Annotated in this window: 11 protein-coding genes; 9 read left to right on the top strand and 2 right to left on the bottom strand. The window is 66.2% G+C overall.

Features of this window, described 5'->3' with window-relative positions; genetic code table 11:
* Positions 1–60 precede the first annotated feature (60 nt).
* The 8 genes from FURADRAFT_RS06405 to rplI all read left to right on the top strand — a co-directional run bounded on the left by FURADRAFT_RS06405 (position 61) and on the right by rplI (position 4383).
* Positions 61–1560, top strand: coding sequence for a multicopper oxidase family protein (locus FURADRAFT_RS06405; protein WP_008953318.1), 1500 nt, complete (start codon positions 61–63; stop codon positions 1558–1560).
* Positions 1561–1656: 96 nt separating this feature from the next.
* On the top strand, positions 1657–1965 hold the full coding sequence (locus FURADRAFT_RS06400) for a metal-sensitive transcriptional regulator (RefSeq protein WP_008953317.1): 309 nt from the start codon (positions 1657–1659) through the stop codon (positions 1963–1965).
* 191 nt (positions 1966–2156) lie between these two features.
* Positions 2157–2468 (top strand): hypothetical protein, encoded by a 312-nt coding sequence (locus FURADRAFT_RS06395; RefSeq protein WP_008953316.1) that lies wholly within the window; start codon positions 2157–2159, stop codon positions 2466–2468.
* 13 nt (positions 2469–2481) lie between these two features.
* Complete coding sequence (locus FURADRAFT_RS06390) at positions 2482–2691, top strand: heavy-metal-associated domain-containing protein (protein ID WP_008953315.1); 210 nt, start codon at positions 2482–2484, stop codon at positions 2689–2691.
* A gap of 297 nt (positions 2692–2988) precedes the next feature.
* Positions 2989–3366 (top strand): 30S ribosomal protein S6, encoded by a 378-nt coding sequence (gene rpsF / locus FURADRAFT_RS06385; RefSeq protein ID WP_008953314.1) that lies wholly within the window; start codon positions 2989–2991, stop codon positions 3364–3366.
* A 13-nt stretch (positions 3367–3379) separates the two neighbouring features.
* The gene (priB, locus tag FURADRAFT_RS06380; protein ID WP_008953313.1) at positions 3380–3679 is read left to right on the top strand and encodes a primosomal replication protein N; all 300 of its coding nucleotides are present in this window, start codon (positions 3380–3382) and stop codon (positions 3677–3679) included.
* Positions 3680–3684: 5 nt separating this feature from the next.
* A complete protein-coding gene (gene rpsR, locus FURADRAFT_RS06375) occupies positions 3685–3912 on the top strand; it encodes a 30S ribosomal protein S18 (protein ID WP_008953312.1) in 228 nt (75 codons plus the stop codon).
* Between the two features lie 21 nt (positions 3913–3933).
* A complete protein-coding gene (rplI, locus tag FURADRAFT_RS06370; RefSeq protein ID WP_008953311.1) occupies positions 3934–4383 on the top strand; it encodes a 50S ribosomal protein L9 in 450 nt (149 codons plus the stop codon).
* A gap of 80 nt (positions 4384–4463) precedes the next feature.
* On the opposite strand, the gene FURADRAFT_RS06365 is transcribed toward rplI, so the two are convergent.
* Positions 4464–4799, bottom strand: a complete 336-nt coding sequence (locus FURADRAFT_RS06365; RefSeq protein ID WP_008953310.1) for a DUF2322 family protein — start codon at positions 4797–4799, stop codon at positions 4464–4466.
* A gap of 588 nt (positions 4800–5387) precedes the next feature.
* Positions 5388–5939: a hydrolase gene (locus tag FURADRAFT_RS06360; RefSeq protein ID WP_008953309.1), complete on the bottom strand. Its 552-nt coding sequence runs from the start codon at positions 5937–5939 to the stop codon at positions 5388–5390.
* A gap of 186 nt (positions 5940–6125) precedes the next feature.
* Here FURADRAFT_RS06360 and FURADRAFT_RS06355 point away from each other — a divergent pair, with 186 nt between their 5' ends.
* A complete protein-coding gene (locus FURADRAFT_RS06355; RefSeq protein WP_008953308.1) occupies positions 6126–8960 on the top strand; it encodes an FAD-binding and (Fe-S)-binding domain-containing protein in 2835 nt (944 codons plus the stop codon).
* Positions 8961–9035 lie beyond the last annotated feature (75 nt).

The following is a 9035-nucleotide window of genomic DNA, read 5'->3' as shown; positions in this document are numbered from 1 at the left end:
GTATCTTTCAAAATACCCTGTAGGGGTATATGATTCGAGAGAACCGAGAAGGAGAACCGCATGCACCGTCGTCGTTTCCTGGAGTTGTCGCTGGGGCTGACCGCCCTGCCGCTGATCGTGCGCCAGGCCTGGGCCGCCACCCCGCCCGCCATGCCGGGCATGGACCATGGCGCGCATGCCGGCCATGACATGGCCGCGATGGCAGGCGATGCCGGCGGCGTCACGCTGCCCGAAGGGCGGCCGCTGCCGCCGCTGCAGCGGCTCGTCAATCGCGGCGGCGCCGGAGGCGTGAGCGGCGAATTGGTCGCCGCGCCGATCAAGCTGCCGCTGCTGCCGGGGCGCCAGCCGACCACGTTCTGGGCCTACAACGGCAGCGTGCCGGGGCCGTTGATCGAGGCCTACGAGGGGGACACGGTCGAGATCGCCTTCACCAACCGGCTCGCCCAGCCCACCACCATCCACTGGCACGGCATGCCGGTGCCGGCCGAGCAGGACGGCAACCCGCACGACCCGGTGCCGCCGGGAGCTTCGCGCCACTACCGTTTCACCCTGCCCAAGGGCTCGGCCGGCACCTACTGGTACCACCCGCACCCGCACGGCTACACCGGGCAGCAGGCCTACATGGGGCTGGCCGGGACCTTCATCGTGCGTCGTCGCGACGACCCGCTGGCGCACTTGCCCGAGCAGTTGCTGGTGCTGTCCGACCTCAAGCTGGATGGCGACGGCAGCATCGCTGCCAACTCGATGGCCGACCATCACGACGGTCGCGAAGGCCAGTTCGTGCTGGTCAACGGCGCGCTTCGGCCAACCCTGGCGCTGGCCGAGGGGGAACGCCAGCGCTGGCGCCTGTGGAACGCCACCAGCGCGCGCATCCTGAAGATCGCGCTGCCGGCGCACGAGGTGCACCTGGTCGGCACCGACGGCGGGGCCATCGCTTCGCCGCGCCGCATCGAGCACCTGCTGCTGTCGCCGGGCGAGCGCGCCGAGCTGGTGGTGACCGGGCGTTTCGGTGCCGGCCAGACGCCCGGCCTGGTGGCGCTGCCGTACGCGCGCGGCAAGGCGATGCACCCGGAGCAAGACACGGTGCTGCCGCTCATGACGCTGAACCGTCACGGTCGCCGCACCAGTGCGCCGTTGCCGGCCCGTCTCGCCGAGGTGCCGGCGCTGCCGGCGCCGGCCGTGAAGCGGCGCGTGGAGTTCTCCGAGAACATGGCCGATCCGAAGGCGATGTTCCTGATCAACGGCAAGACCTACGACATGGCGCGCATCGATTTCGAAGGCAAGGTGGGCCAGGTGGAGGAGTGGGAGATCGTCGGCAACGCCCACATGGACCACCCCTTCCACCTGCACGGCACGCAGTTCCAGGTGCTGGCGCGCACCGAGGACGGCCAGTGGCGTGACGAGCCGTTCCTGGCCTGGCACGACGTGGTCAACGTCGCCGCCGGCGAGAGCGTGCGGCTGCGCTTCCGCCAGGATTTGCCCGGCCTGCGCATGTTCCACTGCCATATTCTGGAGCACGAGGACCAGGGCATGATGGGACAGTTGCTGGTGCGCGCCTGAGTGGCCGCCGGCCTAAACTGATAACAGGGGGCGCCCTTTGACCGGGGCGCCGGATACGTCACAATGCCGGATTGCCTTTCCCTCCAAGGAGTCGTCATGCAGCAGTGCTGTGACCATGAACCCCCAGGCAGCGACAAGCTGGTCGTGCAGCCCAACAAGAGCGCCTTGCTCAAGCGCCTGGCGCGGATCGAAGGGCAGGTGCGCGGCATCAGCGGCATGATCGACGGCGACCGCTACTGTGTCGACGTACTGACCCAGATCGCCGCGGTGAAGTCGGCGCTCGACGCGGTGTCGCTGCAACTGTTGGAAAACCACATGAAGGGCTGCGTGGCGCAGGCGCTGCGCGCCGGCGACGCCACCGGCGTGGTGACCGAGCTGATCGACGTGGTGAAGAAGGTGCGCTGATTCCAAAAAGCATTAGGAACGAGAACGCGAAGGCAAGTGAGCGGGGCCGCAGACAGCACAAGTAGTACGGCAAGTGCTCCCTGAGCGAATCTCTGCGATAGATTCGCACGCGGTCCGCGCAACGCCGCCGCCAAAGTTATCGTTTCTAAGGCGCATTGGAATGACGCCGCCCAGGGCGGCGGGAGGTAAACATGGACAGGCTGGTGCGCGCGCTCATGCTCGCGCTGTGGTGCGGGCCGCTCGCCGCGCTGGCGGCGCCGATTCCGTTCAGCGTCTTCATCCGGCTCGACACCGGCATGAGCGAGGCCGAGGTGCTCGAGCTCACCGGGCCGCCCGACTACGTCAGCGACGGCGGCTCGGTCCGTTACCGCACGCGGCATGGCTTTGCCTACGGCGACCGCAAGTCCATGACCTGGTACGCGGATGGCGTCGAGCCGCATACCACCACCATCACCTTCCGCAACGGGCGGGTGAGCGATATCGAACGCTACAAGAAATTCTGAGAAAGGAAGCTTCATGGAAAAAATCATCCTGCACGTCGAGGGCATGACCTGCAACGGTTGCGCCAACAGTATCAAGAACGCCCTGGGTCAGTTGGAAGGGGTGCGCCAGGTGGAAGTGGACCTGGCGAGCGGCAAGGTCGAAGTGTTGTGCGACGCCGGCATGCCGACGCGCGGCATGCTGGCCGAGGCGGTGAGTGACGCTGGCTACGACGTGGTCGGCTGAGCGCTTGTGAATAAATCTGCTGCGCGCTCCAATCCCGGCCCTGCGATACTCGCCGTACCATTTGTACGGCTGCGCTTCTCAAGCCGGCCTTGGGTCGCTCGCGACGATTTCTTTCACAAGCGCCGCCCATGATTTGATCGTTTCGGCAACGACGCCACAGCCGCTGGCCCAAATCCATGGGGCGGCGGCTGTTTTTCGTTGCCCTCTCCGGTAAAGGTGCGTAGAATTCTGCGGTTCTCAACCCTTGCCTTTCTGCTACCGCATGGCGGAAAGGCTTTATAGCCACAAGGAGTTCACATGCGTCATTACGAAATCGTGTTCATCGTCCATCCGGACCAGAGCGAACAGGTTCCGGCCATGATCGAGCGCTACAAGGGCATGGTTCTGGCCGCCGAAGGCAAGATCCATCGTCTGGAAGACTGGGGCCGCCGTCAACTGGCTTACCCGATCCAGAAGCTGCACAAGGCTCACTACGTTCTGATGAACGTCGAGTGCCAAGCAGAGACCCTGGCCGAGATCGAACACGCGTTCAAATTCAACGACGCCGTTCTGCGCCACCTGACCATCAAGCTGGACCGCGCCGTGACCGAAGCGTCCCCGATGATGAAGGACGAGAAGGCCAAGAATCTGCTGGAACCGCAACAGCCGGCCGCCGAGGCTGAAGTCGCTGCCTGATCGCGACTCCACCTTGCAGAACCAGCTGGTACTGACCGCCGCTGTCGAACGCGAAGACGCCCTGAGATACACCCCCGCCGGCCTGCCGGTGCTGGAAATGTGGCTCAGGCATCAGTCCCGGCAGCGTGAAGCGGGGTTCGAAAGGGATGTGAGCTGCGAAGTGCAGGCACTCCTGATCGGCGAAGCGGCCCGGAAGTTTTCCGGCAGTCTGGCAGGCAAGATGGTCACCGTCAGCGGTTTCCTCAGCCAGCGCAGCCTGCGCAACCCGCGGTTAGTACTGCATATCGAACACGTTGAATTTGTAAAAGGTTAGTCAAAATGGCTCGTCAACTCTTCAAGCGCAAGAAGTTCTGCCGTTTCACGGCAGAAGGCATCAAGGAAATCGACTACAAATCCGTTGATCTCCTGAAGGATTTCATCGCCGAAAACGGCAAGATCATCCCGTCCCGCATCACCGGTACCAAGGCCCGTTATCAGCGTCAGCTGACCACCGCGATCAAGCGCGCGCGTTTCCTGGCCTTCCTGCCGTACACCGACCAACACTAAGCCGGGAAAGGATACGACAAGATGCAAATCATTCTGCTCGAAAAAGTGGCCAACCTGGGTCAACTGGGTGACGTGGTTAAGGTCAAGGACGGTTACGCTCGTAACTTCCTGATCCCGCAGGGCAAGGCCAAGCGTGCCAACGCCGCCAACCTGGAAGCTTTCGAAGCTCGCCGCGCCGAACTGGAAGCCAAGCAAGCCGAAATCCTGGCCGACGCTCAGGCTCGTGCCGAGAAGCTGACCGACGCTACCATCACCATCGCCCAGAAGGCCGGTGTGGATGGCCGTCTGTTCGGCTCCGTAACCAACGTCGACATCGCTGAAGCCGTGACCGCCTTCGGCGTGCCGGTGAAGCGTTTCGAAGTTCGCCTGCCGAACGGCCAGCTGAAGGCCATCGGTGAATACGACCTGGAAGTCGCCCTGCACCACGACGTGGTTGTGGCGATCAAGGTTGTCGTGGTACCGGAAGCCTGATTCCCGGTTATACCGGAATCGTCAAAAAGCCCGCACATGTGCGGGCTTTTTTCATGTTTGGCCGCCGCGGCCGGAGGTGTTCAGTCGCCCTGCAGTACGAGGCGCGCCTTGAGGCCGGGGGCGCCTGCTTCGGCGATGGCCAGCAGGCGGTCGATATTGGGGTGCTTGCCGGGGTTGAGCCGGGCGTCGGCGGTGTGCTCGGCGTAGAGCGCCAGCCCTTCTGCGGCCGCGGTGCGGTCGATGTGGCCGAAGCGCTGCACCAGCGCGTAGTAGACCTTGACCGAGCCGGCGGTACCGGGCTGGTTTTCCAGGCGAGCCTGCGGTTCGTCGTGTTCGTCGAGCAGCACCAGTGCGGCGATGCCGGCGGTGTCGGGCAGAGTGGCCAGAATGTCCTTGAAGCTGGCGGATGTGGTCATTGCTTTTTCCTTGATGTTATCGGGGTGTCGGGGCGCTCGCTGCTGGCGCCAGCCCTGCCGGCGCTCAGCATGCCTCGAGTGGGATCTCGGCGGTAGTTTACCATCGTGTTGGCAGCAACCGTTTCGCTGCGGACTCTGCTCCGGAGGCGGTGCAGGGCAGTCATTGAAGTCGTGGGCCGTGGGCTCGTGGCAGCGTGTCGGTCGCCGTCAGCACATGGCCGCAGGGCGTTGAAGAAAGGACTGACGCGCTGGGGATGCCTTGGCCGGCCGTTTACAGATGTCCTGGCACGATTTTTGCTTAATAGGCTGTGGTTATCCAGCGTGCCGCCGCTTCGATGCGGGGTAAAGGGGAGGGTTGCACCTGTTTGGCGCCTTTTCCTGCGTCGTTATGGTGATGAATGCACCATGGTAGTGCATGCAGCAGAGCCAAGTCTGCACTTCTGCTCGACAGGGCCGGAAGTGGAAGTAATAGAGGAGAACTAGAACGGCTCAGCCGTCATCTCGAGAAAGACAAGGTTGGCCGAAGCCGCTTCGGCCAACCTTTCGTTTTTTCTGGCCCGCCGTCTCGTCCCGAATGACCTTTCCGCCTCAGGGTTGTACGCCCTGCAGATAGCGCTTGCTCATGCTGCGGAACAGCTCGGAGCCGGCTTCGCGCAGCATTTCGAACAGCACCATCTCGCGGCTCACCAGCACCGCGCCGGCGTCGCGCATGCGTTGCAGGCCGAGTTCGAGATCGCGCGCCGAGCGGCTCGTCACCGCGTCGGCCACCACGAACACCTGTTTTCCCGCCGCCAGCAATTCCAGCACCGTCTGCAGCACGCAGACGTGGGTTTCCATGCCGCAGACGATGACCTGGTCGCGCGTCAGCAGCGTCTCCGGCAGGCAGTCGCCGGCGACGCAGGAGAAATGCCGCTTCGCCACCACGGGGGCGGCGGGGGCGGCCGCCAGCAGTTCCGGCACGGTGTGGCCGAGGCCCTGCGGATACTGTTCGGAAAACACCACCGGCAGGCCGGTGTCGTGGGCCACGCCGAGCAGCCAGCGCACCCGTGCCACCACCCCATCGGGATCGATCACCGCCGGCACCAGTTTCTGCTGGATGTCCACCACCAGCAGCGTGGCCTTGTCGCGTTGCATCAGCATGTCGTCTCCTTTTCCCGAAGTGTCAGCCGTGAGCCTAGCAGCCGTGCCGCGCTGGCGGCAAGACCGCACCGGACCAAGGGCTATCCCTTGATGGGCCGAAGGATGAAATGTGGCACCATCGCGTTCATCGACACGATAGAACGCGTACGGGCGCTGGCGGTCCGCTACGCAGGAGGAGACAGGGCCATGTTGCAGGGAGCGTATCGCGAGTTTCACCACCGCTTGCAGGAGCAGATCGAGCCGCGGCGGATCTACACCGATCCGCTCTCCACGCTGGCCTACGGCACCGACGCCTCCTGCTACCGGCTGACGCCCAAGATCGTGGTCAAGACCCAGTCCGAGGCCGAGGTGCAGGCCATCCTGGCGCTGGCGGCGGAATTCGTGCTGCCCGTCACCTTCCGCGCCGCCGGCACCTCGCTCTCCGGCCAGGCCGTCAGCGACTCGATCCTGGTGGTGGCGAGCTACGGCTGGAAGGGGCTGGAGGTGCTGGAGAACGGCGCGGCGATCCGCCTGCAGCCGGGCGTGGTCGGCGCCGCCGCCAACGCCGCGCTGGCGCCGTTCGGACGCAAGATCGGCCCGGACCCGGCGACGATCAACTCGGCCATGATCGGCGGCATCGTCAACAACAACTCCAGCGGCATGTGCTGCGGCACGGCGCAGAACAGCTACCAGACGCTGCGCGCGATCCGCGTGGTGCTGGCCGACGGCAGCGTGCTCGACACCGCCGACGCCGCCAGCGTGGCGGCGTTCCGCGCCAGCCACGCCGGCCTGCTCGGGCAACTGGCGGCGCTCGCGGCGCGGGTGCGGGACGACGCCGAACTGGCCGCCCGCATCCGCCGCAAGTACAAGATGAAGAACACCACCGGCTACAGCCTGAACGCCCTGGTGGACTTCACCGACCCGCTCGACATCCTCACCCGCCTCATCGTCGGCAGCGAAGGCACGCTGGCCTTCGTCTCCGAGGTGACCTACCACACCGTGGTGGAGCACCCGCACAAGGCCTCGGCCCTGGTGTTCTACCCTACCATCAAGGCCGCCTGCGATGCGGTACAGGTGCTGGCGCAGCACAAGGACGTGGTGGCCGCGGCGGAGCTGCTGGACCGTGCCAGCCTGCGCTCGGTGGAGAACAAGGCCGGCGTGCCGGCGCTGATCAAGACGCTGTCGGAGGACGCCGCCGCGATCCTGATCGAGACCCGCGCCGCCGACCCGGCCGCGCTGGCCGCCAACACCGCGGCGATCGCCGGCTTCATCGGCCACATCGACACCCTGACCGGGGTGGCCTTCACCGACGTCGTCAGCGAGTACACCCAGCTGTGGAACATCCGCAAGGGCATGTTCCCCAGCGTCGGCGCAATGCGCGCCGCCGAGACCACGGTGATCATCGAGGACGTGGCGTTCCCGATCGAGCACCTGGCCGAAGGCACGCTGGCCCTGCAGGCGCTGTTCAAACAGTTCCACTACGACGAGGCGATCATCTTCGGCCACGCCCTGGAGGGCAACCTGCACTTCGTGTTCACCCCCAACTTCTCCGGTGCCGAAGAAGTCGCGCGCTACGAGGCCTTCATCGAGGCGGTATGCCGGCTGGTGGCGGTGGACTACGAGGGCGCGGTCAAGGCCGAGCACGGCACCGGCCGCAACATGGCGCCGTTCGTGGAGATGGAATGGGGGCCGGTGGCGTACCGCGTGATGCAGGAGATCAAGGCGATCTTCGACCCGCAGGGCATTCTCAACCCGGACGTGATCCTGACCAGCGACGCGCTGCTGCACGTCAAGGACCTCAAGCCGATCCCGGTGGTCGACGCGCTGGTCGACAAGTGCATCGAGTGCGGCTTCTGCGAAGTGATGTGCCCGAGCCGCGCCATCACCCTGACGCCGCGCCAGCGCATCGTCGCCAACCGCGAGATGGCGGCGCTGCGCAGCGCCGGGGACGCGCCGGACCGCCTGGCCGAGCTGGAGGCGCTGTACCAGTACGCCGGCGACGACACCTGTACCACCTGCGGCCTGTGCGAAACCGCCTGCCCGGTCGGCATCAACACCGGCAAGCTGACCACGCAGATCCGCCAGGGCCACCAGAGCGACACCGGCTGGGCGGCGGCAAACTGGCTGGCCGGACACTACGACAGCGCCACGCGCGGGGCGCGGCTCGGCCTCACGCTGCTCGACGCGACCCACACCGTGGCCGGCGACGCCGCCACCGGGGCGGTGATGCGCGGCCTGCGCCGCGTGTTCGGCCGGCGCGTGCCGCACTGGACGCCGTACTTCCCGCGCGCGGCGGCCAAGCCGCGCCTGGGCGCCGGCACCGCCGGCAGCGCGCGCAAGGTGGTGTACCTGCCGTCCTGCCTCACCCGCACCTTCGCCCCGTCCGGCGCCATGCCCGACCCGCGCCCGCTCAACGAGGTGGTGGCCTCGGTGCTGGGCAAGGCGGGCTACCAGCTGCTCTACCCGGCGGGTTTGGACAATCTGTGCTGCGGCACGCCGTTCAAGTCGAAGGGGGCGCTGGACGCCGCCGCCGCCAAGCTGGCCGAGCTCAAGGCGGCGCTGTTGACGGCGAGCGACAACGGCCGCTGGCCGGTGATCGTCGACAACGGCGTGTGCACCGCGGCGATGCTGGAGGGCATCCAGGATGCGCGTCTGCGCATCGTCGACGTCACCACCTTCATCGAGACCGAGGCCGCCGCCCACCTGCACTTCACCCCGCTCGACGAGCACGTGGCGCTGCACGTGGTGTGCTCGATGAAGAAGCTGGGCCAAGGCGCGACGCTCAACGCGCTGGCGCGGCGCTGCTCGAGCCGGGTCACCGAGCCCGCCGGCATCACCTGCTGCGGTTTCGCCGGCGACAAGGGCTTCACCTATCCGGAACTGAACGCCTCGGCGCTGACTGGGCTGAAGGAGCAGGTGGACGGCTGCTGCGGCGGCTTCTCCACCAGCGCCACCTGCGAGATCGGGCTGTCGGAACACGCCGGCATTCCCTACCAGCACCTGATGTACCTGGTGGACCGCGCCACGCGCCGCCCCGGCTGAGCGCGCCGAGAGCCTGGTACCAGCCGCCTGCGGGCGGCTTTTTCGTGCCTTCCGCGCGCGGGACCCGTCCTGGCT

Source organism: Pseudogulbenkiania ferrooxidans 2002 (genome assembly GCF_000174355.1).
Classification (GTDB): domain Bacteria; phylum Pseudomonadota; class Gammaproteobacteria; order Burkholderiales; family Chromobacteriaceae; genus Pseudogulbenkiania; species Pseudogulbenkiania ferrooxidans.
Note: the sequence above shows the minus strand (reverse complement) of the source record. Positions and strands in the feature narration are given on the sequence as shown.